The organism is Caballeronia sp. LP006 (assembly GCF_031450995.1).
Classification (GTDB): domain Bacteria; phylum Pseudomonadota; class Gammaproteobacteria; order Burkholderiales; family Burkholderiaceae; genus Caballeronia.
The window spans coordinates 1896261-1920368 of record NZ_JARTVW010000005.1 but is presented as its reverse complement, the minus strand read 5'-3'; the positions used below and the strand labels follow the sequence as shown (position 1 = coordinate 1920368).

Below are 24108 nucleotides of genomic sequence, written 5' to 3'. Positions count from 1 at the left end.
TCATGCCATCGCGCTGCACAAATCCATATTAAGCGTATCACTAAATCGAAGCAATAGTATTTGACTATAACTTCAAATAGTTTTTGACGAATTTCCAGGAAACGCGGGAGGTGTCAGACGCCGTCGAAACGTGCGCCTTTCATCACCGGGAAATCGATGGTGACTTCGAAGCCCGCAAGCGGCGTGCGATTGCGCAGGCGCAACGTGCCGCGCTGACGCGAGACGAGCCGCTGCACGATCGCCATGCCGAGACCCGTGCCGTTCGCTTGCGTGCGCGCGGCATCGACACGATAGAAGGGCCGTGTGATGAGCGCGACCTGGTCGTCGGGGATGCCGCGGCCTTCGTCCATCACCGAGAGTTCGACCTTGCCGTGCGTGACGCGCGTAAGCACGGTGATCCGCGCGATGTCGTCCTGCTCGCTGCGCCCGTACTTGCGCGCGTTTTCGAGCAGATTGCCGACCACGCGGCGCGCATCCGTCGGGTCGCCTTCGATCACCGCGCCGGGCGCTAGGTCGGTGCGCATCACGACGCCTTCGTCGGCCTGGAAGCGCGCGACGAGTTCGCTCGCGATCATCGAGAGATCGACGGCCTCGGGCATGCGCTGCATCGGCCGCGCGTAGTCGAGGAAGCGCCCGATGATCATGTCCATCTGTTCAATGTCGTCGATCATCGCGAGCTTGGTGGCTTCGTCCGACGGGCTCATTTCGGTTTCGAGCCGCAAACGCGCGAGCGGCGTGCGCAGGTCGTGCGAAATGCCCGCGAGCATCAACGCGCGGTCCGCTTCGAGCTGTTCGAGGTCTTGCACCATCTGGTTGAAGCTTCGATTGGTTTCCGCGGCGACGCCCATGCCGCGCTCCGGCAAGGGCTCGGGCGATTGTCCCGAACCGACCTTGCGCGCGGCGAGCGCCAGTCGCGCGAACGGCCGGTTCACGAGACTCGTGATAAACGCCGCGCCGAAGAGCGACAGCGCGAGCGCGAAGACGCCCCAGCCGGCCCATTGCAGACCGGTGACGGTATCCAGTTGATCGCGGTCGAGCGCAACCCAATAGTCGTCGTCGTCGATCTTGAAGCTGATCCACACGCCGGGAATCTCGTTCACGGATTGCGCGATGATCGTGTCGTTGCCAAGGCGTCCGCGCACGTCGCGCTCGATCAGACGGTTGAGCGATTCATCCGGCTGCAGGCGGTATTTGTCGGTGGTCTCGCGCGGATACACGCGCACGCCTTCGTTGCTCTCCAGATCCTGCAGGAGCGCGCGACGAAGATCGGGATCGGAATAGAGCAGGGCCGTGCGCGTGAGCTTGACCACGGCGACGAGCTGAAGCGCCACGCGCTGCGCGCGCGGCTCCCGCTCGATCACTCGAAAGCTCTGGAACCATGCCGTGAGACTGACCGCGATGAGCAGCGCGATCAGCGCGAAGGTTCGCCAGAACAGGCCGCCGAACGCAAGCGCCAGTAGCCGCCTGTCGATGCGCATGGGTCTATCGGGTTCGGCTCGATGGAGGAAAAAAAGCGTGGCGGACTCGCGTCAAAGCATGAGGCATCAGGCCGCGCCGTCGGGAATGAACACGTAGCCCAGGCCCCACACCGTTTGGATGAAACGCGGGCTGCTCGGGTCCGGCTCGATCAGCTTGCGCAGGCGGGAAATCTGTACGTCGAGACTGCGGTCGAACACTTCGTATTCACGGCCGCGCGCGAGTTCCATCAGCTTTTCGCGCGAGAGCGGCTGACGCGGATGCCGTGCAAACACCTTCAGCACCGAGAATTCGCCCGTGGTCAGCGGAATTTCCTGGCCGTTCTTGGTAAGCGTGCGCGTGGCGAGATTCAGCGCGAATTCACCGAACTCGAATACCTCGGTGGTTTCGGACGGCGCGCCCGGCAACTCCGACGGCGTCTGGCGGCGCAGCACCGCGTGAATGCGCGCGACGAGTTCGCGCGGGTTGAACGGCTTCGGCAAGTAGTCGTCCGCGCCCATTTCCAGACCGACGATGCGGTCCACGTCCTCGCCCTTGGCCGTCAACATGATGATCGGCGTGCGGTCGTTGCTGCCGCGCAGGCGGCGGCAGATGGAAAGACCGTCTTCGCCGGGCAGCATGAGGTCGAGCACGAGCAGATCGAAGCGCTCGCGCACCCAGAGTTTGTTCATCGACGGCGCGTTTTCCGCGACATACACGTTGAAGCCTTGCTCGCCCAGATAACGGCGCAGCAAATCGCGCAGGCGCGGGTCGTCGTCGACGACGAGAATTTTGGATGGGTTCTTGGTTTCCATGGCGGCATCTTAGCGCGTTTGTTCAATCGTCGAGTTTGTAACAAAAGCGAGTGTAACAGTCCGTTACAAAATTTACGGCGACTGTGGCACGCCCAAAAGGTTCTATGCGTACACTCCCTTACCTAAGCCCGCCATTCGGTAGATACTCCATTAGACCAGCGCGTCATTTGGCCGGACCAAGCCTTTTGAGACGTGCGCTAAAAGAATGAGGCTGTCCGGTTGTCGAGCAACGAAGGGAAAAACATGTTGGGAGCGCGGCAACGCGGACCCGTGCGCGTCGAGCGCATCTTCAAGCTAACGCTTCTCGCCAGCGCGCTCTCCGCCATCCTGAGCACGCACCATGTTTTCGCCCAGACGCCGGGCTTCGCGCGTCCCTCAACCGCTTTCGACACCACGTCCGACACCCGGCCGAATCGCTTCGACGGCCGTATGATTCGCGCGCAGCAGCGCTCGTCCAAGAACGGCAATTTTCCCGACCGCGACACCAAAGCCGCCACGATGCAGCCTGTTCAGCAGGTCGATCAGGCACCGCCCGCGCGTCCTCCGCGCCATACCGTCATGACCGCCGATGAGCGGCGCCTCTTGCGTCAACATATCGAAGAGGCCGTGCGCGATCTCTACAAGCGTTGAGCGCGAGCCGCGATGAACCGACGCCGCTTCATGCAGATCGCCGGCGCGCTTGCAGGTGGCGCGAGCGCGGACGGATTCGCCACGGCGCGTGCGCGACGTTCGATCAAGACGTTGGTGCTCGTCGAACTCAGCGGCGGCAATGACGGCCTCAACACGGTCATCCCGCTCAACGATGATCGCTATCGCGCGCTCAGGCCGACGCTTGCGATCCCGCGCGAGCATGTCTTGCATCTTGATGAGCAAACCGGACTGCATCCTTCCTTGCTCGCGTTGATGCCAGCTTGGGAAGCGCGCGAATTCGCCATCGTTCAGGGCGTGGGGTATGCGAGCTCCAGCCGCTCGCATTTTCGCTCCCGCGAAATCTGGGATACGGCTTCGAGCGCCGCCGAATATCGCCGTGATGGCTGGCTTGCGCGTTCGGACGCAACGCGTGCGAGCGTCGTTGGCACGGCGGAGGCGGGGCCTTTCGCAAATGCCGGCCGCGCGGTCGAATGGATCGGGCAGGCACGCGCTTCGTTTGCCGCTTCATGCGATGCGGCGTCGTGTTTCATCGTCGGGCGCGCTGAACGTGACAAGGTCGCGCTCGTGCGTCTTACGCTGCCGGGGTTCGATACGCATGAGCATCAGGCGGCCAAGCACGCGCGTGTGCTGGCGCAGCTTGCGGACGGGCTCGCTTCGTTGCGACGCGCGTTGATCGCGTCGGGCGACTGGCGCGGCACGCTCGTGATGAGTCATTCGGAGTTCGGGCGCTCCGCTCGTGAAAACGATGCGCGAGGCACCGATCACGGCGCGGCCGCACCGCAATTTGTGTTGGGTGGAAGCGTGAGCGGCGGGCTGTATGGGGCAGCGCCGCGTTTGGATGACTTGGACGTCGATGGCGGCGTGAGCGTCGGCATCGACTTCAGGCGGGTTTATGCGACGGTTCTGAGCGCGTGCGCGGAGCTCGAATCGGTGGCGAGCCTGGGGCCGTCTTCGGACGCGCTGCCATTGATTCGTGCGTAGACGTTATTGCTTCGTTCTAGCGGTCTTCCGTTTCCGGCTCGCGCCATTGAAGAGCCGCCGCTCACGCGTTCGACCCGATCGATAGCCGCATTGGGCCTGCTGCGCAAGCGCTGCGGTTTATTCGCGTGCATTGGCCGTTTGCAGACACGAATGGCGGAAGCGGTATTCACGAGCGCCTTCGAATCGCGGTGACGACGTCAGCCCGTTGCGCCCCGCGTCCAATCGACGCGCCGAAGAATCAACAGCATTGAAAAGCGCTGTCCACGCGCCTATCGCGTCCGCCAGGTGATCCAGAGCTTCCGAATTGGCGTTAGCGCTATCCGCTGATGCAGCACCTGAAAACCCTCGCGCTCGATCTCGTCGAGCAGCGCAAGCGACAGCGCCGCCTGCGAGCGCAAAACACGTTGCGATGAACGCTCGGCCGGCGGTATTGCGGCAAGCGCATCTTCGAGCGCACGTCGGGCGCGTTCGGTCTGGAAGCGCATTAGTTCCGTGAAGCTATCGCTGTATTTGCGATTGATGATGTCCGCTGCCGTCACGCCGAAGCGCTGCAGTTCGTCGATAGGAACGTAGATGCGTCCATGTCGCGCGTCGTCGCCGATTTCCTGCACGCGCTCGGCCAGCAACAGCGCCGAACCGAGCGGCGCCGCCCACGACGCGGCTTGCGCCGGATCGCGCGCGGTCGCACGCGCGACCGCCGTTCCGAACGCGCCGCCAGTCTGCTCCAGATAGCGACGCAGTCCTGGCCAGTCCAGATAGCGCGCCTGATCGAGATCCATGCCGAAGCCATCGATCAGCGCGCGGCCCGCATCTTCGAGCACGGGTTGCGCCGCGGACGGTGCGTGCGCCAGCAAGGCTTTTGTCACGGGATGCGTGGGTTCACCGGCATCGAGCTTGCCTAGTTCGTTTTGCCACCACGCGTGCTTGGTCCGCCCGATGGTCGGGTCGCTCGTTTCCTTCACGGTCTCTTCGAGTTCGCGCCGCAACGCATAGAGCGCGCTCAAAAGCGGCTGACGCGCCGTGGGCGCGCGACGGAGCGCGTAGTAAGTGCCCGAGCCTTCGGGCGCGGCTTTTTGCTGGCAATAATCGTCGAAATTCACGAACTGAGCTTGTGGGGTAGGCCAAGTGGGGCGGGGCGTCCGGCTTTGATTGTTCTGACGCATGAACGTGACGCGACGCCTATTTTATCCGCCCGCGAAAGGCTCCGCTGCCAGGCGCGGCGAACGTCTTCCCGATGCACGGTGATCGACGCGGATGTGCGCCGACCCACCGACGCCGTTTTCGCGCCGCGCAACACTGGGCGCTCGTGAACGAACCGTGCGCGCACCGGAGGCTGCCATGGCCCTCAGCAAGACCGAGAACAAGCAGTTTGGAGACAGATGCCTGCCGTTTCTCCTGAGAAGCGTGGCAAGCGATTTCGGCTTCGATTTTCGAGTGTGTCCGCGTCAGATGCACGTCTCGCCGACCATGGGACTGCACATCACGGCCAACCGAGCCAGCGATGCAAAGCTGTCTTATCCGCTGAACGTTTTCGTGTTCCTGCCGCCATCTAGCGTGCGGCAGTTTCTGTCGCATATCGACAGGCCGATTGCGGCAGCGCAAGCAAGCGAAAGGATGCCTGACGAGATCAGGAAGCTGATGGGGCAATCGGGTATCGATTTCGCCGGACGCTCGCAGGCCAAAGGCGAAGTGGTCATGGTGGAGTTGGGCGGCGTGTCTGTCTGACGATGCGCGCTGCGGCTTCTTGCACTCGATCGCGCGTCGCAATTTGACGAGCCGCGCCGGAGGAGACGCTTTGAACCGTGAACGGATGCGTGAGCCCTGAATCGTTCGCTGTCGGGTGGCTCACAACAGACGCGACTATCCTCGAACCTGGCAACGATCGACGTCGAGGATTCCTGAAGATTCAATGCTTCCCTGAGCCAAAATCACGCCCCTAGAAAGCTGTCACGGATTTTCCCAGACATCACCAGACGAATGCGTTAGAATCTCGGGCTCGACACACTGGACCGGTGTCGAACACGGCGAAACAGCGCCGGGCGCTTTGCGGCGCCACGCAACCAAGGTTGTGCGGCAAAACGAAACCCCGCTCGAAGTCGTGCTGCGAGGATGGCGAAATTGGTAGACGCACCAGGTTTAGGTCCTGACGCCAGCAATGGTGTGCGGGTTCGAGTCCCGCTCCTCGCACCAAACAAACCCCTTTGTTTCTTAAAGGGGTTTTTTGTTGGCGCTTGCCATTTCGCAAGCACCGACCCTTCACTTCGCTCCAAACCTCAACCGCGTCAACTGCTCCGCTTCGTTCGCCAGCAAGCGCGCGGCGTCGCGAATCGCGACATCGAGCGTGATCGGGCCGGGCGCGGGCGAAAAGCATCCGCTGAAAAACTCCGACAGACGCGGCAGCGCCGCCGAATCCACCGCGCCCGACAAAAGCGTCGCCGGCACGCCTGCGTCCCGCGCGTGCTTGCAGGCGATGAACGGCGCCTTGCCGTGCAGCGTCTGCACGTCCGACCGGCCTTCGCCGGTGATGAGCCAGTCAGCGCCCTCGAGTGCCGCATCCAGTCTGATCTCTCGCGCAACCACTTCGGCGCCGGTTTCGAAGCGCGCGCCCAGCATATGCAGCGCGAAACCCAGGCCACCCGCCGCGCCCGCGCCCGGCTCGTCGCGCTTGACGATTCCCATCGCCGGTTCGAGTCGATCCGCGAAATGCGCGAGGGCGGCATCGATGGTCGCCACTTGCTCCGGCGTCACCCCCTTCTGCGGACCGAAGATCGCGGTCGCGCCGTGCTCGCCGGTGAGCGGATTATCGACGTCCGACATGCCGATGAACTCCGCTTCCTTCACGCGCGGATCGAGCCCCGACGCATCGATACGCGCGATCTTCGCCAACGCCGACGGCACCGGCTCGAGTTCGCGCCCGTTCGCATCGAAAAGCTTCAAGCCGAGCCCGACGAGCAGACCCGCGCCGCCGTCGTTCGTGCTGCTGCCACCCAGCGCAACGTAGAACGTGCGCGCGCCCGAATCGAGCAGGGCGCGAATCGCCTCGCCCATGCCAAGCGTGCTGCGCTCCGTGACGGGCGTCGCCATGCCGTCCGGGTCCGTGATGCCGACTACTTCGGCCGTCTCGATGATCGCGCCGCCATCCGCCAGCAATCCGGTCGCCGCGTCGCGCCGGGCCGAAGCCGCGCCGCGCACGTTGAGCAGACGTCGTTCGCCGCCTGCGGAGAGCATGGCGTCGAGCGTGCCTTCGCCGCCATCGGCCATTGGATGAATGCGTATTTCGGCATCCGGACGCGCGCGCAAAATGCCCTCTGCAATGGCGTTGGCAACGCCCTCGGCGGAAAGCGAACCCTTGAACGAATCGGGCGCGATGACGACGACAGGGGCAGACGTGGCAGACGTGACGTTAGGCATGGTGTCTCGAATATTTTCTGTGTGAGTGGACGTTGAAAAGCCGAAGCGAAGCCCGATGTATGCGCATTGCATCGCGCGTCGCCATGCGTATGGCGCATGCGCTTCATGCGTTGAGGTAATCGAGCGTGCAACGCAACGCGCGCTCCTTTCGCTTCTCGTGATCACGCGCCGGCAAGCTTATCAGCGCTCCGCCCGCAGCAAAATAGCGAAGGTGCGATAACCGCCATCGGAGTGTCGTGCCGATGGACTCAAATTGTGTATTTCGAGCGGAAATGTGCGGAAAAACCGTGCAAATCGCTCGAAACGGGCCAAGCGGGTTTCGTGGCCAGAGGCCGCGCGATTTGTTTGCTAGAATACTTGGCTCTGCCGGCTGACTCGGCGTTGGCGAACATCTGGCGGTCGCGAGATGCGCTCCCTTGTCTCGACATGGCGGCGCGTTTTCGAAGCCCGACATCGCACCCGGCGCGGCTCATGCAGAACTCATCCGGACCCGCGCAACCAGAACCGCGGAAGAACCGAACACCGAACACCCGAATACTCTAGGACGATTGAAGCCATGGCTAACGTAGTTGAAAACCTCGGCAAGCTCGAACGCCGCGTCACCATCTCGCTGCCGAAAGACACCGTGCAGAAGGAAGTGGACTCGCGCATCCGCCAGTTGGCCAAGACCGTGCGCATGCCGGGCTTCCGCCCGGGCAAGGTGCCGCTCAAGATGGTCACGCAGCAATACGGCGGTCAGGTCGAAGCCGAAGTGTTGAGCGACAAGGTCGGCAAGGAATTCTTCGACGTCACGCGCACCGAAAACCTGCGCGTCGCGGGCCAGCCGAGCTTTGCGCCGAAGGTCGAAGCCGCTGCGGAAGACTACGCATTCGACGCCACTTTCGAGGTGTATCCCGAAGTGAAGCTCGGCGACGTCGCCACCGCTGAAATCGAACGCACCGTCACGACCATTTCCGAAGCCGAAGTCGACCGTACGCTCGACATCCTTCGCAAGCAGCGCGTGCACTTCCACGCGCGCGGCGAAGGCGGCGAGCATGGCGACGGCGGCGCGGACACGGCGGCCAAGGAAGGCGACCGCGTCACGCTGGACTTCATCGGCAAGCTCGACGGCGTGCCGTTCGAAGGTGGCAGCGCGGAAGACTTCGCGTTCGTCTTGGGCGAAGGCCGCATGTTGCCGGAATTCGAACAAGCAGCGACCGGCCTGAAGGTCGGCGAAACGCGCGAGTTCGACCTTACGTTCCCCGAGGACTATCACGGCAAGGACGTCGCCGGCAAGACCGCGCAGTTCGCCGTCACCGTGAAAAAGATCGAGTGGCCGCATCTGCCGGAAATCGACGCGGAATTCGCGAAGTCGCTCGGTATCGAAGACGGCGATCTCACGAAAATGCGCGGCGAGATCAAGGACAACCTCGAGCGCGAAGCAAAGCGCCGCACGCAGCAGATCGTGAAGAATCAGGTCATGGACGCGTTGCTCAAGATTTCCGAACTCGACGTGCCGAAGGCGCTGATCGAACAGGACCAGGAACGTCTCGTCGAAATGGCGCGCCAGGATCTGCAACAACGTGGCGTGCCGAACGCTGCCGACGCACCGATCCCCGCCGAAATGTTCGCTGAACAAGCCGAGCGTCGCGTGAAGCTGGGCCTCGTGCTGGCAGAACTGGTGAAGGCCAACGAACTGCAGGCCAAGCCCGAGCAGATCCGCGCGGAAGTGGACGAATTCGCCAAGAGCTACGAAGACCCGAAGGAAGTCGTCCGCTGGTATTATTCGAATCAGCAGCGCCTCTCCGAAATGGAAGCGTACGTCGTTGAAAGCAACGTCGTCGATTTCGTTCTCGGCAAGGCCAAGGTGACCGACAAGGAAGTCAGCTTCGAGGAACTGGCCAGCGCAACGGCGCAAGCCTGACGCGTAGAGCCCGGGGGCGTGCGGGTCGTCGGACTGACGGCCCTCACGCCTTTTTTGCATTAAAGTTTGTGCGTACGCATGCCGTTCTACCGGATGCTCCTTCGTCGATCAGTATCCCTATTCCGAACAAGGAAATTGCATGACCTTTCGCGCTGAATTGCTCGACACACTGGCGTCCCACGCATCGCGGGACTTCGAAGCCCAGGCGCTCGGCCTCGTTCCGATGGTCGTGGAAACCAGCGGCCGCGGCGAGCGTGCCTATGACATCTATTCGCGCCTCCTGAAAGAGCGCGTGGTGTTTCTCGTCGGCGAAGTCAATGATCAGTCGGCGAATCTTGTCGTCGCGCAGTTGCTGTTTCTCGAGAGCGAAAATCCGGACAAGGACATCAGCCTCTACATCAATAGCCCGGGCGGTTCGGTTTCGGCCGGCATGGCAATCTACGATACGATGCAATTCGTCAAACCCGACGTCACCACGCTTTGCATGGGGCTCGCCGCAAGCATGGGCGCGTTCCTGCTGGCGTCGGGCGCAAAGGGCAAACGCGTCGCGTTGCCGAATGCGCGCGTGATGATTCACCAGCCGCTGGGTGGCGCGCGTGGTCAGGCGTCGGACATCGAAATTCAAGCGCGGGAAATCCTGTACTTGAAGGAGCGTCTGAACCAATTGCTGTCGCATCACACGGGTCAGCCGGTCGAGCGCATTGCACGCGACACCGACCGCGACAACTTCATGTCGGGCGATGACGCGCAAGCGTACGGCATCGTTGACCAGGTTTTGCATAAGCGTCCTTAAGGCGTCCGGAACGACGCCGCGCCGGCTTCCACGAAACACGAAGCCGGCTGTTGCGAGTGGCGCATGCGGCGTCACGCGAAACGCGCCAAAACGCGCTTCGGACGGGCCACACAGGCGAAACTGCGTGGCCGGATCGAAGGGCGTATCATGTAACAAGAGTGTCCGGAGGCTCACACATTTATGGCGGACAAAAAAGGTTCCAGCAGCGAAAAGCTGCTGTATTGCTCGTTTTGCGGCAAGAGCCAGCATGAGGTGAAGAAGCTCATCGCTGGGCCGTCCGTGTTCATCTGCGATGAATGCATCGACTTGTGCAACGAGATCATTCGCGACGAAGCGGCCGGCGCGGCAGAAGAGGCCGGGCTGACCAAGTCCGACCTGCCGAGCCCGCAGGAAATCAGCGACATCCTCAATCAGTACGTCATCGGCCAGGAACGCGCGAAGAAAATTCTCGCCGTGGCCGTGTATAACCACTACAAGCGTCTCAAGCACCTCGACAAGAAAGACGAGATCGAGCTGTCGAAGAGCAACATCTTGCTGATCGGGCCGACCGGCTCCGGCAAGACGCTGCTCGCGCAGACGCTTGCACGCATGCTGAACGTGCCGTTCGTCATTGCCGACGCTACCACGCTGACCGAAGCCGGTTATGTCGGTGAAGACGTCGAAAACATCATCCAGAAGCTGCTGCAGAACTGCAATTACGAAGTCGACAAGGCGCAGCGCGGAATTGTTTATATCGACGAAATCGACAAGATCAGCCGCAAGTCGGATAACCCGTCCATCACGCGCGACGTGTCGGGCGAGGGCGTCCAGCAGGCGCTGCTGAAACTTGTCGAAGGCACGATGGCTTCGGTGCCGCCGCAAGGCGGGCGCAAGCATCCGAACCAGGACTTTATTCAGGTCGACACGACCAACATCCTGTTCGTTTGCGGCGGCGCGTTCGACGGGCTCGAGAAAGTCATTACCGATCGTACGGAAAAAACCGGCATTGGCTTTGGCGCGAGCGTGAAAAGCAAGCAGGATCGCGATGCCGGCGAAGTACTGCGGGATGTGGAACCGGAAGATCTGATCAAGTTCGGTCTTATTCCCGAACTGATCGGCCGTCTGCCGGTTGTGGCCACGCTCGGCAAGCTCGACGAAGCCGCGCTCGTGAAGATTCTGATCGAGCCGAAAAATGCGCTGGTAAAGCAATATCACAAGCTCTTTGCCATGGAACGTGTGGAACTGGAGATTCGTCCGGCGGCACTGCAGGCCATCGCGCAAAAAGCCATTCGTCGCAAGACGGGTGCGCGCGGGTTGCGTTCGATCTTGGAACAAGCGTTGCTCGATGTCATGTACGAGCTGCCGACCATGAAGGGCGTTTCGAAGGTGATCGTCGACGACAACACGATCGACGGCGACGGCAAGCCGTTGCTCATCTACGAAGACGCACCGAAAGTAGCAGGGTCGAACTGAAGCAGGCTGTGTCCCGGCGAAAGGCCGTTCATGGCAACGTGAACGGCCTTTGTTTATTTTTCGGTTTATTGTGGACGTTACTGACCAGGTCGTCGACTAACGACTTTTCCCTTCCGATAAAGGCTTGCAATAGCTCTTAACGGCCTTACTTACGAACGAACCGATTCCATTAATGGGGAAATGAAATGTCAGGAACCCAACTCCTCCCGCAGGAACGCATCACGTTGCCGCTGCTCCCGCTGCGCGACGTAGTCGTTTTCCCGCATATGGTGATTCCGCTCTTCGTCGGGCGGCCCAAGTCGATCAAGGCGCTCGAAGCCGCGATGGAAGGTGGCAAGCACATCATGCTCGTCGCCCAGAAAACGGCGGCGAAGGACGAGCCGACCGAAAAGGACATGTACGAAGTAGGGTGTGTCGCCAACATCCTGCAAATGCTCAAGCTGCCGGACGGTACCGTGAAGGTGCTCGTCGAAGGCTTGCAGCGCGCAAAGACGCTGTCCATCGAAGAACAGGAAACGCAGTTTTCCTGCGACGTGATGCCGCTCGAACCCGACCACGCCGACAGCGCCGAGACTGAAGCGCTGCGTCGCGCGATCGTGTCGCAGTTCGATCAGTACGTGAAGCTCAACAAGAAGATTCCGCCCGAGATCCTGACGTCGCTGTCGGGCATCGACGAAGCGGGTCGTCTCGCGGACACCATCGCCGCGCATTTGCCGCTCAAGCTCGATCAAAAGCAGCACATCCTCGAGATGTTCCCTGTGATCGAACGCCTCGAGCATTTGCTCGCGCAACTCGAAGCTGAAATCGACATCCTTCAGGTCGAGAAGCGTATCCGTGGCCGCGTGAAGCGCCAGATGGAGAAGAGCCAGCGCGAGTATTACCTGAACGAACAGGTCAAGGCCATCCAGAAGGAATTGGGCGAAGGCGAGGAGGGTGCGGATCTCGAAGAACTCGAGAAGCGCATCACGGCCGCGCGCATGCCGAAGGAAGCCAAGAAGAAGGCGGACGCCGAGCTCAAGAAGCTCAAGCTCATGTCGCCGATGTCGGCTGAAGCCACTGTCGTGCGCAATTACATCGACACGCTTATTGGTCTTCCGTGGCGCAAGAAGAGCAAGGTCAACAACGACCTGACCAATGCCGAGCGCGTGCTCGACGAAGACCACTTCGGTCTGGAAAAGGTCAAGGAACGCATTCTCGAATATCTCGCGGTTCAACAGCGCGTGGAGAAAGTGAAGGCGCCGATTCTGTGCCTCGTCGGGCCTCCGGGCGTCGGCAAGACGTCGCTTGGGCAGTCCATCGCTCGCGCGACCAATCGCAAATTCGTGCGCATGGCGCTTGGCGGCGTGCATGACGAGTCCGAGATTCGCGGGCACCGTCGCACGTATATCGGTTCCATGCCCGGCAAGATTCTGCAAAGCCTGACCAAGGTCGGCGTGCGCAATCCGCTCTTCCTGCTCGACGAAGTCGACAAGATGGGGATGGATTTCCGCGGCGATCCTGCATCGGCGTTGCTCGAAGTGCTGGACCCGGAACAGAACCATACGTTCGCGGACCATTACATCGAAGTGGACTTCGACCTGTCGGACGTGATGTTCGTCGCGACGTCGAACTCGCTCAATATCCCGCCGCCGCTGCTCGACCGGATGGAAGTCATCCGCCTTTCGGGTTACACGGAAGACGAGAAGGTCAGCATTGCGCAGCGTTATCTGTTGCCGAAGCAAAAGCGCAACAACGGTCTGAAGGACGGCGAGATCGAAGTGGCGGAACAAGCCATCCGCGACATCATTCGCTACTACACGCGTGAAGCGGGCGTGCGTTCGCTCGAACGTGAAGTGTCGAAGATCTGCCGCAAGGTCGTGAAGATGCTGTTGCTGAAGAAGGCCGAAGGCGCGGTGAAGGTCGATGGCACGAACATCGACACCTTCCTCGGCGTGCGCAAGTACGACTTCGGTCTGGCCGCGAAGGAAAACCAGATCGGTCAGGTGACGGGTCTTGCGTGGACGGAAGTCGGCGGCGATTTGCTGACGATCGAAGCGGCGGTCATGCCCGGCAAGGGTGGCGTGATCCGCACGGGTTCGCTCGGCGACGTGATGAAGGAATCCGTCGAAGCGGCGCGCTCGGTGGTGCGTTCGCGTTCGCGTCGTCTCGGTGTGTCGGACGAGGCCTTCGAGAAGAAGGACATCCACATTCACGTGCCCGAAGGTGCGACGCCGAAGGACGGTCCGTCCGCCGGTATCGCCATGACGACGGCGCTGGTTTCTGTGCTGACCGGTATTCCGGTTCGCGCGGATGTCGCGATGACGGGCGAAATCACGCTGCGCGGCGAAGTGCTGCCTATCGGCGGGTTGAAGGAGAAGCTGCTGGCGGCGCATCGCGGCGGCATCAAGCTCGTGCTGATCCCTGAAGAAAACACCAAGGATCTGGCCGACATTCCGGACAACGTGAAGAACGCCATCGAGATCATTCCGGTTCGCTGGATCGATCGCGTATTGGAACTGGCGCTCGAACGCGCGCCGGCACCGTTGCCGGAAGAAGAAGCCAAGCCGCCAGTGGCCGCTGAAGCGAAGAAAGATGGTCCGGCTGTCGGCGAGTTCGTGAAGCACTGAGCACGCTTCATTGACGCTGTCGCACTTACGGCCCAAGTCGTAAAAAAAGACCCCGCAGGTTCACGCTTGCGGGGTCTTTTTGTTTGCGTCGACCAATTCGAGCAGTGCTTCCAAAGCAGATGAAATCAGGCGCAACCCTCGTTGACACTCCCGTTTCGGCTGCGTTTAATGGCCGCGCATCGAATCGAAAAATCGATGCTGCTCGTTTCGATACGAAACGACATCGCCTACATCGTGCCATTACAGATTCGGGGATCACAATGAACAAGACTGACCTGATCGACCATATCGCGGAGCAAGCCGATCTTTCAAAGGCGGCAGCGGGGCGTGCACTCGAAGCCGTGATCGGCGGCGTGAGCGCGACCTTGAAGAAGGGCGGAACGGTGACGCTCGTGGGGTTCGGAACCTTTGCCGTGGGCAAGCGCGTGGCGCGTACGGGACGCAATCCGCGCACGGGCGCGGCCATCAAGATCAAGGCGGCCAAGGTGCCGAAATTTCGGCCTGGCAAAGCGCTGAAGGATGCGCTAAACTAGCGGACTCGCTGGATACGGCAACTCTTACATGAGCTGCTGGTCAGCGCGGAGTAGCAAATAGCAGCAACGCTTGAATCGCGGAACGGGTGCTTAGCTCAGTTGGTAGAGCGGCGCCCTTACAAGGCGTAGGTCGGGAGTTCGAGCCTCTCAGCACCCACCAGTTTCCGGTTCACAGCAGTCTGCGTTGAGCATCAAGCAAGGAGCGGTAGTTCAGTTGGTTAGAATACCGGCCTGTCACGCCGGGGGTCGCGGGTTCGAGTCCCGTCCGCTCCGCCAGGATCGACTGAAAGAGTCCCGCAAGTCACAAGCTTGCGGGACTTTCTCTTTTCCGCTTCTTAATTAAGATTCCGAAGCAATTTCCAGCGTCCACGCGTCTCGTGCATCGCCAAATTTGCAGGCATTGCGATAATGCCGCCGAATCTTCCGCATGAACGGTTAAGCCTTTGAGTACGAAGGATTTTCCGCTTCCTGGAACATAGATGGACCATCAAACGCGGCTCCCACCGGAAGCCTTACACCCCGACTTGTCGCCTTTTCCCCTCGCGCTGTTGTAATATCGAGCGTTTTGTTCTAACCACGCAGCGCTACGCATGCTCGACTTCTTCCGTAATCACCAGCGCCTGATGATGGCCCTGCTGATCCTGATCATCGTGCCGGGTCTCGGCATTGTCGGGATTCAGGGTTTCAGCAACTTTTTCGACGAAAGCGCTTACGTCGCCAGCGTGAACGGTCACAAGATCACGCGCCCCGAATTCGATAACGCCTTCCGCCAGCAGGTGGATCGCGCGCGCTCCATGCTGGGCGCTCAGTTCGACGCCCGCATGTTCGACACGCCCGAAGCGCGCGCCGCCATGGTCGACAGTCTCGTGCAACAGCGCGCGCTGTCGGACGAGACGCAACGCCTGCATCTGACCGCATCCGACGACGCCGTGCGTCGCGCGCTGCTGTCCGATCCGATCGTCGCGTCGCTGCGCAAGCCCGATGGCTCCGTCGACATCGAGCGTTACAAGGAAATGCTCGCCATGCAGGGCATGACGCCCGCGCAGTACGACGAGCGCATGCGCTACACAATCGCAAATCAGCAGATCCCGGCAAGCATTCAGGAGTCTTCGTTCACCTCGAAGTCGCTCGCGCAGAGCTTGACCGAATTGTCCGAGCAGCGTCGCGCGGTGCAGGGCATGTCGCTGCGCGCGGCGGATTACGCCGCGAAAGTTCAACCCACCGACGCGCAACTGCATTCGTACTACGACGCGCATCGCAATGACTTTGCCACGCCCGAGACCGCGACCATTCAGTACCTCGTGCTGTCGCCGTCCACGCTCGCGGCGGCATCGAAGCCGAGCGACGCCGATCTCAAGAAGTTCTACGACGACAACATCCAGCGCTACCGCACGGAAGGTCAGGTGCGCGCGAGTCACATCCTCGTGAACGCGCCGAAAGACGCCAGCGCGGCCGACAAGGCGAAGGCGAAGCAGAAGGCCGAACAACTGCTCGCGCAAGTAAAGGCGCATCCCGATCAGTTCGCGCAAGTAGCGGAGAAGAATTCGGAAGATCCGGGCTCGGCGTCGAAGGGCGGTGACCTCGGTTACTTCGCGCGCGGTCAGATCGCGGGCGGCAAGGCTTTCGACGACGCCGCGTTCAACCTGAAAAAGGGCGAAGTGAGCGATATCGTCGAGTCGGACTTCGGGTACCACATCATTCAGGCAACGGACGTCAAGCCGTCGGTTACGCAGTCGTTCGACGAAGTGAAGGAAGCGCTCGCCAAGGACTACGCCGCGCAACAGGGCAGCAAGGGCTTTGCAGAAGCAGCGCAAGGCTTCACTGACACCGTCTACGAACAGGCGAAGTCGCTGCAGCCCGCGGCCGACAAATACAAGCTCACGGTTCAGACCGCTACGGTCGGTCCGAAGCTCAACACGCAATTGCCGCAGGACAATCCGCTCAACAATGCGAAGTTTCTGGCGGCCGTGTTCTCACCGGACTCGGTGAAAGATCACAACAACACCCAAGCCGTCGATGCAGGCAACAACACGCTGATCGCCGCGCGCGTGACCGACTACAAGGCTTCGACCGTTCCCGCGTTCGACGCCGTGAAGGACGCGGTACGCACGAAGGTCGTCGCGCAAGACGCAGCTGCGATGGCGCTCAAGGAAGGCCAGACGAAGCTTGCCGATCTGCAGAAATCGAAGTCGACCGATGGCTTCACGTCACCGATCATCGTCTCGCGCAACGACGCGCAGGGCTTGCCGCCTGCCGCGTTGAGCGCGATCTTCAAGGCGGATGCCTCGAAGTTGCCCGCGTACGTCGGCGTCGATCTCGGCACGGACGGCTATGCGATCTATCGCGTCAACGGTATCGAGAAAGCCAACGCGGTGGCCGCGGATCGTCTCGCCGGCGCGCAGCAGCAGATCGCGCAGGTCTATGCTCAAGCCGAGATGGAAGCGTATATCGACTCGTTGAAGGCGCGCTCGAAGGTCAAGCTAAGTCAGGCGCCGGTGCCTGCGGCCAATCAATAAGAAGCAGTAAAACGTCAGTCGCACAAAAAAGCCCCGCGTCCGAAAGGACGCGGGGCTTTTTCAATGCTGCCCGATGTAACCAGCAACAGTGTCCTTACAGGCAAGCCTGAATGTCGCCCGTCGCCTGGCTGCCAGCGGCATCCGATGCGCGGAAACCCACCCACGAGCCCGGACCGGACCACTTCGGACGCACCACGGCGGCCGCGCCATTCGGCGGCTGCTGACCCGGCACATAGACATCGACGGCCTGATCGTTGGCCAGCGTATCTTGCGACACGACTTGCTGTTGCGTCTTGTCAGCCCATGCATGCGAGACGCATTCGGCGACCGCCTTGACCGGCTTGTCGCTCATGCCGACTTGCTGCACGCCTGCGGGCGGTTGAGCGGCACATGCCGAAATCGCGATGGTCAATGCAACCAGAGGGAAGTATTTCACGTGACCTCCTTGTAGAGCGCTCTCTTGCGAGCGGGGTTATAAGAGTTACGCGAAAGTCTCAGATAACTGAATCTTGGCCGTGTTCCGCGTTTGTTGGAAAAGCTGTCGCGGCTGGCGTCTTCGTTGTTACGACGCACTTGCGCCCAGCAAGGGTTTCAAGCTTGGCCAGACGTTTTCTAATAGCAATGGCTGGGCCTGCACCGTCGGATGAATCTGGTCCGACTGGAACATCGTCGGCTTGTTTTCGATCCCGGCAAGCAGGAAAGGGACGAGCGCCACATTCTTGTCCTTGGCGATGCGTTCATAGATGGCGTGGAACTTTTGCGAATAGTCGGGGCCGTAATTGGGCGGAACGTACATGCCGATGAGTAAAACCTTCGCATGCGCCGCCTGCGATGCCTCGACTATTCCACGCAGATTCGTTTCGGTGGTGGCAAGCGGCACGCCGCGCAAGGCATCGTTCGCGCCGAGTTCCACGACTACCACCGCCGGCTTGATACGCATGAGCACGGCGGTCAATCGCGCGCGTCCGCCGCTCGTGGTGTCGCCGCTGATGCTCGAATTGGCGACGCTATAATCGAGACGCTCTTTCGCAAGCCTTTGGCGCAGCAGATTGACCCAGCCGGTATCGCGAGGCAAACCGTATTCGGCAGAAAGGCTGTCGCCAAGCACGACGATTGCAGGCTTGTTCGTCGCTGCGTCTTGTGCATGCAGCGCGGAACTTGTCGCAAGCATTGTCAAGGCGACGCAAGCACGCGCGCTCCAGTTCTTTTTCAGGGTGTCCATGCAAAACAATATCGAGCCGGTCATCGAAGTTCGGGGTTTAAGCAAGCGGGTGAAGGACGCAACGGGCGAGCTCACGATACTCGATCAGATCGATCTGTCCATCGCGAAGGGCAGCAGCGTGGCGATCGTCGGGGCATCGGGCTCGGGCAAGTCGACACTGCTCGGCCTGCTCGCGGGTTTGGACAGCGCGAGTGCGGGCTCGGTTCGTTTATTGGGCAAGGAGCTTTCCACGCTCGATGAAGACCAGCGCGCCGCGCTCAGAAGCGGCGCGGTCGGTTTCGTGTTCCAGTCGTTCCAGTTGATGCCGCATCTCACCGCGCTCGAGAACGTCATGCTGCCGCTCGAACTGCGCGCGGAGTTGCCGCACGATCAGATTGCCGCGCGCGCGCGCTCGCTGCTCGATCAGGTCGGTCTCGCGCAACGCACGGCGCATTATCCCAAGCTGCTGTCTGGTGGCGAACAGCAACGCGTGGCGTTGGCGCGCGCCTTCGTCACGCATCCGGCGGTGCTGTTCGCCGATGAACCCACCGGCAGCCTCGACGCCGCCACGGGCTATGCCATCATCGATCTCATGTTCGCGATGAACGAACGCAACGGCGCGACGCTCGTGCTCGTCACGCACGACGTCGAACTCGCCGAACGTTGCGATGCCACCGTGACGATCGAAGCAGGGCGGCTCGTCAATGGCCTGAGCGTATAAAAAAGCCCGCATCGACCGATGCGGGCCGATGCGGGCTTTAACGACGCAACCAGCCGTCAATACTTCAGAGCCTTGCGCGCGCGCTCGATCAACGCGGAGGTCGAGGCATCGTGCTTCTTCGGATCGGCGCTCGCGGCGGTGATATCCGCCTCGACCACCTTGCCGAGAATCTTGCCGAGTTCCACGCCCCACTGATCGAACGAGTTCACGTCCCACACCGCGCCCTGCACGAGCACCTTGTGTTCGTACAGCGCGATAAGCGCGCCGAGCGCCTCGGGCGTGAGCGCATCGAGAATGATGGTCGTGGTCGGCCGATTCCCCGGAAAGCTCAAATGCGTGGCAAGTTCTTCCTTGCCCGGGCCCGCGACCTTCTTCGCCTCTTCGAGCGTGCGGCCGAGCATCAGCGCTTCGCTTTGCGCGAAGCAGTTGGCGAGCAGCTTCGCATGGTGATCGACGAGCGGATGCTCAGGCGTGAGCACGGCGATGAAATCGATCGGGATGATGGTCGGCCCTTGATGCAGCATCTGGAAAAACGCGTGCTGGCCGTTCGTGCCGGGCTCGCCCCAGATCACGGCAGCGGTCGGGTAATCGACCATGCCGCCTGCCAGCGTCGCCGACTTGCCGTTGCTTTCCATCTCCAGTTGCTGAAGATACGAAGGCAGATAGTGCAGCGCCTGCGAATAAGGCGCGATCAGATCGCTCTGCGAGCCGAAAAAGTTGCGATACCAAATGCCGATCATGCCCATCAGCACGGGCAGATTCTTGTCGAGCGGCGCTTCGCGGAAGTGTTGATCCATCGCGTACGCGCCTTCCAGCAGCGCGTCGAAATTCTTCGGTCCGACCGAGATCACGATGGACAGGCCCACCGCCGACCACAGCGAATAGCGCCCGCCGACCCAGTCCCACATCTCGAAGACGTTTTCTTTCGCGATGCCGAACTTGACCACTTCCGCCGGGTTCGCCGAGACGCCGACGAAGTGCTTCGAAAGCTCGCTTTCCGGGCAGCCCTGCTTCAAGAACCAATCGCGCATGGAGTGCGCGTTGGTCATGGTTTCGAGCGTCGTGAAGGTCTTGGAGACGATGATCGCGAGCGTCTCTTCGGCATCGACTTGCTGGAGCACGTTCCAGAGATCGGCGCCATCGACATTGGAGACGAAATGCGTGTCGAGTTCTTTCGATGCCAGATGATGCAGCGCGTGCACGACCATCTTCGGCCCGAGGTCCGAGCCGCCGATGCCGATGTTCACCACATGGCGGATACGCTTGCCGGTATAGCCGGTCCACGAGCCGTCGCGGACCTTGTCGGCGAACGCGGCCATTTTCGCGCGCTCGGCGCGGACCTGTTCGGCGAAGGGCGCGTCGTCGGTTTGCGCGCGCAGCGCCGTATGCAGCACCGCGCGATGTTCCGTGATATTGACGATATCGCCCGCGAACATGGCGTCGCGGCGCTCGGTCACCTTCGCCTCTTCGGCGAGCTGGATGAGCAGCTTGAGCGTGGCGTCGGTGATGCGGTTCTTGGAGAAGTCGATGCTGATACCGCCGCCGTCGAACGTGAAGCGCTCGGCGCGCGTGGGCGCGGTGTCGTTTTGCGGCGCGAACCAGTCGCGCAGGCGCTCGCCGGAGATGGCATCGTAGTGCGATTGGAGCGCCGACCAGGCGGGTAGCGATTTGAGCGTCATAACGGTTCGATAGTCCTGAGTGACAAAGGAAACGTTCGTGCAAAGGCGGCTTAGCGGGTGGCGTCAGTCAGTTCGTGAACGCGACCAGCGGTGCCGCGGATGCTCGAATGTAAGAAGCAAGAGGCAGTATAGCGACGATGCATGAACGAATGCTTGCAAGGCGTCATCGCGGCGCCGTGCAAGCCTCGGACAAATCAGGCGCGCTGCTGCCGTTGATAGAAGCGCCGATTGATGAGACTGCGCACGGCAGGCGCAAGTTCGCCCGCCGTCAGTCCCGCAGGCCCGGTGCCTTCGCTCGCCAGATGCTCGGCAGCCTGGCCGTGGAAGTACACGCCTGCCAGCGCCGCCTCATACGCAGGCAACTTTTGGGCGAGCAATGCTCCGATCAATCCGCCGAGCACGTCGCCGGTGCCGCCGGTGGCGAGTCCTGCGTTTCCGGTCGGATTGATGGCGACGCGGCCATCCGGCGACGCGATGACCGTGCCCGAGCCTTTCAGCACGATGACCGCCGAGTAACGCGCTGCCAACCGACGCGCGGCCGCGATGCGGTCCGCCTGAACCGCCTTTGCATCGGTTTGCAAGAGCCGCGCGGCTTCTAGCGGATGCGGCGTGAGCACGCACGGATTGCCCTTGGCGCCGCGTCCCGCGACTTCTGCGGCGAGGGCGTCGTCCTTCGAGACGAGATTGAGCGCATCGGCGTCGAGCAGCTTGGCGGCGTCGAGCTTCAGGACATCGGCGAGCACTTTTCTCGCGCGGTCGCTCTTGCCCATGCCGCAGCCGATCGAAATTGCGTCCATCTTTTCGAGCGCGAAGTCGTCGACGTGATGCAGCATCAGTTCGGGATGCGGCGGATCGTAGGACGGCGCACCTTCGCCTAGAAACGCCACGTTGACCTTGCCCGCGCCGCCGTAGAGCGCCATGCGCGCGGCGAGGATGGGCGCGCCGCACATGCCGGTATCGCCGCCGATCACGGCAAGCGTGCCGAACGTGCCTTTGTTGGTCGCGTTGTCGCGCGGCGGCATGTGGGCCGCGAAAAGGGCCGGCACGTTGAGCACGATGGAAGGCGCGGCGGGCGGCTCGATGTCGAGCGTGGCGACGTGCAGCGTGCCGCACAGATCGCGGCCTTCCGCCGTGAAATGGCCCGGCTTCGCGCCGATGAACGTGATCGTCTCGTTCGCGCGCACACTTGCGCCACCCGCGACGGGTGCGCCGGTGTCGCTGTCGAGACCGCTCGGGACATCGAGCGCGAGCACTCGGCCATGGTCGCGGCTGTCGGCATCGCGCGCGCTTTGCGACAGACGTGTCGCGATGCCGGCGAACACGCCGTCCAGCACCCGTGTCAGGCCGATGCCGAACATGCCGTCGACCAGCCAGCCGAATTCATCGAACGATGCGGGGACTGCGGTGTCGATCGTCACGCCTGCGGCACGCGCCGCTTCGAGCGCCCAGCGGGCGTCGTCGGGCTTGACCTCGACCGGCATGCAAACGCGCACCGTCACGCCCGCGCGGTGAAGCCGCTCGGCCATTACGAGCGCATCGCCGCCGTTGTTGCCGGGGCCGGCGACGATCCAGACGGGCTTCTTCGTATGAAAGTCGCGCGTATGGAGCAGAAGCTGTGCGGCGGCGGCGCCTGCGCGGGCCATCAGCGTGTGAGGCGGCAGCGCGGCAGCGGCGCGCGCTTCGAGCGAACGCAGCTCCGTGAGCGTCAGGAGCGCGAGGGCATCGTCGCGGGGCGTGAAGTAGGGCGGTCGGGGATCGGTCATGTCGACGATGATAGGCGTGCAGCGAACATTGCGCCGATTCGCACCGTTCGTGCCTGAAGCATGTGGCGATTCGGCTCGACCAGGATCGCAAGTTTCGTGAGTCGCTCAAAGACGCGCGCGGCTCGCACAAACCGAATGCCAAGCCGACGCAGCCACTAGCACCGCAGCACGCGAGAGCACGGACGCGCGCTCTTCAAAACCGCTCGATACTCAATGCCGCAAGTGTCTGTTCCGGAACCTCGGGCGTCACATCGGACAGGAGGTCCGCCACCACCTTCGCCGACCCGCACGCGAGCCCCCAGCCCGCCGGACCATGCGCCGCGTTGACGAACACACGCGGATGCCGTGTCGCGCCGACTGCCGGCAGGCCATCGGCGGAAAAGAGGCGCAGGCCTTCCCACGGACGCGCGGCCGAGACGCGTCCCGCGCCCGGAATCCAGTCGTGCGTGCCCTGACCGAGCACGTCGAGCGCACGTCGCGCGAGGCTCGCATCGAGCGGCTTGTCGGCCTTGGACGCGCTCTGGAACACGCCCGCGCCCGCCACGCGCAGACGCTGGTTCACACGTGTCATCGTGATGCGCTTCATCGAATCGACGACCGTCAGATGCGGCGCGCGCTCTTCGTACGCAATCGGCGCGGTGAGCGTATGCATGCGCAGCGGATAGAGCCACGGCGTGGACTTCCTGACGAGCGCGGGCGTCTCGGCTCCCGCCGCGACCACGACGGCGTCCGCCGTGATCAACTCGACATTTTCGTTGCGCTTGTTGCGGCTTGCGTCCGGATCGGCGAGTTCGACGGCCGCGCGCTTATCGTCCAGACGCAGCGCCGTCACCGTGCGATTCATGCGAAACTGCACGCCGCCGTCTTCGAGCAGCTGCTTCAGTTGCTTGGTGAAGAGCGGGCAATTGGCCGTGCGCTCCTCGGGCAGCAAAACGCCGCCTGCGAATTCGGGATATTCGGGCACCGAATGCTCCGCCGCGACGCATTCCTCAGGCGTCAGCACGCAATGCGGCACCTTGAACTGCCGCAACAGATCGATGGCCGGTTGCGCTTCCTCCAGCTCGCGCGCGTGACGAAACACGTGCAACATGCCGCGCCGCTGTTCGAATTCGAGTTGCAGTGCGCTCTCGATTTCCGCGACGGTACGGCGCGACAACGCGACGAGCGGTTCCAGCAACGCATATTGCGCCGCGAACGCGTCCGGCTCGCGCAGCATGGCGAGTTGTTTCAAAAAATCGCGCACGGCGCTATGAAAGCCGGTCTTCACGACCATGCCGTTTTGCTTCGCGCGGTTCGACGACATGAAGGTCGGTCCGAACCAGACGTCGAGCGGAGAGGGCAGAAGCGCGCCGCCCTGGCCATATGTGGCGCCTTGGGCGACGGTCGCGTAGCGCTCGACCACGCAGACGCGATGCCCGGCCGCATGCAACTGGTAAGCGGTGGCGATGCCGGCGATTCCTCCGCCGATAACGATGACATCCATGACTTTTTTGCCCGAAGGCGCGAACTTGCGCCGCATACCGCGCCGCAAGCTCGGGCGCGCCGCGCATGTCGACGATGAGACGGCGGGCGCGGCAGACTCGCCACACCCGAAGAAAGCGCGCCATGATAGCGCCAAATGAGCCGCG

20 protein-coding genes and 3 tRNA genes are annotated in these 24108 nt (G+C 62.0%); 14 read left to right on the top strand and 9 right to left on the bottom strand.

Annotation, left to right across the window (positions count from 1 at the left end):
• Positions 1-113: 113 nt before the first annotated feature.
• Positions 114-1478 (bottom strand): ATP-binding protein, encoded by a 1365-nt coding sequence (locus P9250_RS25540; protein WP_244827933.1) that lies wholly within the window; start codon positions 1476-1478, stop codon positions 114-116.
• Positions 1479-1544: 66 nt separating this feature from the next.
• Positions 1545-2270 carry a two-component system response regulator OmpR gene (gene ompR / locus P9250_RS25535; protein ID WP_008349770.1) on the bottom strand — a complete coding sequence of 242 codons (726 nt, stop codon included), beginning with the start codon at positions 2268-2270 and terminating at the stop codon, positions 1545-1547.
• Positions 2271-2540: 270 nt separating this feature from the next.
• Here ompR and P9250_RS25530 point away from each other — a divergent pair, with 270 nt between their 5' ends.
• Both P9250_RS25530 and P9250_RS25525 read left to right on the top strand, forming a co-directional pair.
• Positions 2541-2900: a hypothetical protein gene (locus P9250_RS25530; RefSeq protein WP_310395850.1), complete on the top strand. Its 360-nt coding sequence runs from the start codon at positions 2541-2543 to the stop codon at positions 2898-2900.
• Positions 2901-2912: 12 nt separating this feature from the next.
• Complete coding sequence (locus tag P9250_RS25525; protein ID WP_310395848.1) at positions 2913-3902, top strand: DUF1501 domain-containing protein; 990 nt, start codon at positions 2913-2915, stop codon at positions 3900-3902.
• Positions 3903-4171: 269 nt separating this feature from the next.
• Here P9250_RS25525 and P9250_RS25520 read toward each other — a convergent pair whose 3' ends face one another.
• The gene (locus P9250_RS25520) at positions 4172-5002 is read right to left on the bottom strand and encodes a squalene/phytoene synthase family protein (RefSeq protein ID WP_244827930.1); all 831 of its coding nucleotides are present in this window, start codon (positions 5000-5002) and stop codon (positions 4172-4174) included.
• Positions 5003-5240: 238 nt separating this feature from the next.
• Between P9250_RS25520 and P9250_RS25515 the strand changes: the two genes are divergently transcribed.
• On the top strand, positions 5241-5627 hold the full coding sequence (locus P9250_RS25515; RefSeq protein ID WP_250464820.1) for a hypothetical protein: 387 nt from the start codon (positions 5241-5243) through the stop codon (positions 5625-5627).
• Between the two features lie 378 nt (positions 5628-6005).
• Positions 6006-6092 (top strand) — tRNA-Leu (locus P9250_RS25510).
• A 66-nt stretch (positions 6093-6158) separates the two neighbouring features.
• Here P9250_RS25510 and P9250_RS25505 read toward each other — a convergent pair.
• On the bottom strand, positions 6159-7313 hold the full coding sequence (locus P9250_RS25505) for a glycerate kinase (protein ID WP_310395846.1): 1155 nt from the start codon (positions 7311-7313) through the stop codon (positions 6159-6161).
• Between the two features lie 556 nt (positions 7314-7869).
• Between P9250_RS25505 and tig the strand changes: the two genes are divergently transcribed.
• The 8 genes from tig to P9250_RS25465 all read left to right on the top strand — a co-directional run bounded on the left by tig (position 7870) and on the right by P9250_RS25465 (position 17116).
• Positions 7870-9216: a trigger factor gene (gene tig / locus P9250_RS25500; RefSeq protein WP_250509030.1), complete on the top strand. Its 1347-nt coding sequence runs from the start codon at positions 7870-7872 to the stop codon at positions 9214-9216.
• 139 nt (positions 9217-9355) lie between these two features.
• Positions 9356-10009 carry an ATP-dependent Clp endopeptidase proteolytic subunit ClpP gene (gene clpP / locus P9250_RS25495; RefSeq protein WP_244827926.1) on the top strand — a complete coding sequence of 218 codons (654 nt, stop codon included), beginning with the start codon at positions 9356-9358 and terminating at the stop codon, positions 10007-10009.
• Positions 10010-10189: 180 nt separating this feature from the next.
• Positions 10190-11461, top strand: a complete 1272-nt coding sequence (clpX, locus tag P9250_RS25490) for an ATP-dependent Clp protease ATP-binding subunit ClpX (protein WP_244827925.1) — start codon at positions 10190-10192, stop codon at positions 11459-11461.
• 185 nt (positions 11462-11646) lie between these two features.
• Complete coding sequence (gene lon / locus P9250_RS25485) at positions 11647-14067, top strand: endopeptidase La (protein ID WP_244827924.1); 2421 nt, start codon at positions 11647-11649, stop codon at positions 14065-14067.
• Between the two features lie 119 nt (positions 14068-14186).
• Positions 14187-14600, top strand: coding sequence for an HU family DNA-binding protein (locus P9250_RS25480; protein WP_310395843.1), 414 nt, complete (start codon positions 14187-14189; stop codon positions 14598-14600).
• Between the two features lie 84 nt (positions 14601-14684).
• Positions 14685-14760: transfer RNA gene (locus P9250_RS25475), tRNA-Val, on the top strand.
• A gap of 39 nt (positions 14761-14799) precedes the next feature.
• Positions 14800-14876, top strand: a tRNA-Asp gene (locus tag P9250_RS25470).
• Positions 14877-15190: 314 nt separating this feature from the next.
• Positions 15191-17116 (top strand): SurA N-terminal domain-containing protein, encoded by a 1926-nt coding sequence (locus P9250_RS25465; RefSeq protein ID WP_309963696.1) that lies wholly within the window; start codon positions 15191-15193, stop codon positions 17114-17116.
• Between the two features lie 94 nt (positions 17117-17210).
• On the opposite strand, the gene P9250_RS25460 is transcribed toward P9250_RS25465, so the two are convergent.
• Positions 17211-17552, bottom strand: coding sequence for a hypothetical protein (locus P9250_RS25460; protein WP_310395841.1), 342 nt, complete (start codon positions 17550-17552; stop codon positions 17211-17213).
• 126 nt (positions 17553-17678) lie between these two features.
• Positions 17679-18338 carry an arylesterase gene (locus P9250_RS25455; RefSeq protein ID WP_310395839.1) on the bottom strand — a complete coding sequence of 220 codons (660 nt, stop codon included), beginning with the start codon at positions 18336-18338 and terminating at the stop codon, positions 17679-17681.
• On the opposite strand from P9250_RS25455, the gene P9250_RS25450 reads away from it, so the two are divergent.
• Positions 18337-19038 carry an ABC transporter ATP-binding protein gene (locus P9250_RS25450; protein ID WP_244827920.1) on the top strand — a complete coding sequence of 234 codons (702 nt, stop codon included), beginning with the start codon at positions 18337-18339 and terminating at the stop codon, positions 19036-19038. The genes P9250_RS25455 and P9250_RS25450 overlap by 2 nt on opposite strands.
• Positions 19039-19094: 56 nt before the next feature.
• Here the strand turns inward: P9250_RS25450 and pgi are convergent, their stop codons facing one another.
• The 3 genes from pgi to P9250_RS25435 all read right to left on the bottom strand — a co-directional run bounded on the left by pgi (position 19095) and on the right by P9250_RS25435 (position 23963).
• Positions 19095-20717, bottom strand: a complete 1623-nt coding sequence (pgi, locus tag P9250_RS25445; RefSeq protein WP_244827919.1) for a glucose-6-phosphate isomerase — start codon at positions 20715-20717, stop codon at positions 19095-19097.
• Between the two features lie 194 nt (positions 20718-20911).
• Complete coding sequence (locus tag P9250_RS25440) at positions 20912-22480, bottom strand: NAD(P)H-hydrate dehydratase (RefSeq protein ID WP_310395836.1); 1569 nt, start codon at positions 22478-22480, stop codon at positions 20912-20914.
• Between the two features lie 193 nt (positions 22481-22673).
• Positions 22674-23963, bottom strand: a complete 1290-nt coding sequence (locus P9250_RS25435; RefSeq protein ID WP_310395833.1) for an FAD-dependent oxidoreductase — start codon at positions 23961-23963, stop codon at positions 22674-22676.
• Here P9250_RS25435 and P9250_RS25430 point away from each other — a divergent pair.
• Positions 23962-24102 (top strand): hypothetical protein, encoded by a 141-nt coding sequence (locus P9250_RS25430; RefSeq protein ID WP_250464833.1) that lies wholly within the window; start codon positions 23962-23964, stop codon positions 24100-24102. The two genes, P9250_RS25435 and P9250_RS25430, sit on opposite strands and share 2 nt — an antisense overlap.
• The last annotated feature ends 6 nt before the right edge of the window (positions 24103-24108 follow it).

Coding starts and splice junctions, on each gene's coding strand:
- P9250_RS25540 (WP_244827933.1), bottom strand. CDS start 1,478: ATGCGCATCGACAGGCGGCTACTGGCGCTTGCGTTCGGCGGCCTGTTC.
- ompR (WP_008349770.1), bottom strand. CDS start 2,270: ATGGAAACCAAGAACCCATCCAAAATTCTCGTCGTCGACGACGACCCG.
- P9250_RS25525 (WP_310395848.1), top strand. CDS start 2,913: ATGAACCGACGCCGCTTCATGCAGATCGCCGGCGCGCTTGCAGGTGGC.
- P9250_RS25515 (WP_250464820.1), top strand. CDS start 5,241: ATGGCCCTCAGCAAGACCGAGAACAAGCAGTTTGGAGACAGATGCCTG.
- P9250_RS25505 (WP_310395846.1), bottom strand. CDS start 7,313: ATGCCTAACGTCACGTCTGCCACGTCTGCCCCTGTCGTCGTCATCGCG.
- tig (WP_250509030.1), top strand. CDS start 7,870: ATGGCTAACGTAGTTGAAAACCTCGGCAAGCTCGAACGCCGCGTCACC.
- clpP (WP_244827926.1), top strand. CDS start 9,356: ATGACCTTTCGCGCTGAATTGCTCGACACACTGGCGTCCCACGCATCG.
- clpX (WP_244827925.1), top strand. CDS start 10,190: ATGGCGGACAAAAAAGGTTCCAGCAGCGAAAAGCTGCTGTATTGCTCG.
- lon (WP_244827924.1), top strand. CDS start 11,647: ATGTCAGGAACCCAACTCCTCCCGCAGGAACGCATCACGTTGCCGCTG.
- P9250_RS25480 (WP_310395843.1), top strand. CDS start 14,187: ATGAAATCAGGCGCAACCCTCGTTGACACTCCCGTTTCGGCTGCGTTT.
- P9250_RS25465 (WP_309963696.1), top strand. CDS start 15,191: ATGCTCGACTTCTTCCGTAATCACCAGCGCCTGATGATGGCCCTGCTG.
- P9250_RS25450 (WP_244827920.1), top strand. CDS start 18,337: ATGCAAAACAATATCGAGCCGGTCATCGAAGTTCGGGGTTTAAGCAAG.
- P9250_RS25455 (WP_310395839.1), bottom strand. CDS start 18,338: ATGGACACCCTGAAAAAGAACTGGAGCGCGCGTGCTTGCGTCGCCTTG.
- pgi (WP_244827919.1), bottom strand. CDS start 20,717: ATGACGCTCAAATCGCTACCCGCCTGGTCGGCGCTCCAATCGCACTAC.
- P9250_RS25440 (WP_310395836.1), bottom strand. CDS start 22,480: ATGACCGATCCCCGACCGCCCTACTTCACGCCCCGCGACGATGCCCTC.
- P9250_RS25430 (WP_250464833.1), top strand. CDS start 23,962: ATGACTTTTTTGCCCGAAGGCGCGAACTTGCGCCGCATACCGCGCCGC.
- P9250_RS25435 (WP_310395833.1), bottom strand. CDS start 23,963: ATGGATGTCATCGTTATCGGCGGAGGAATCGCCGGCATCGCCACCGCT.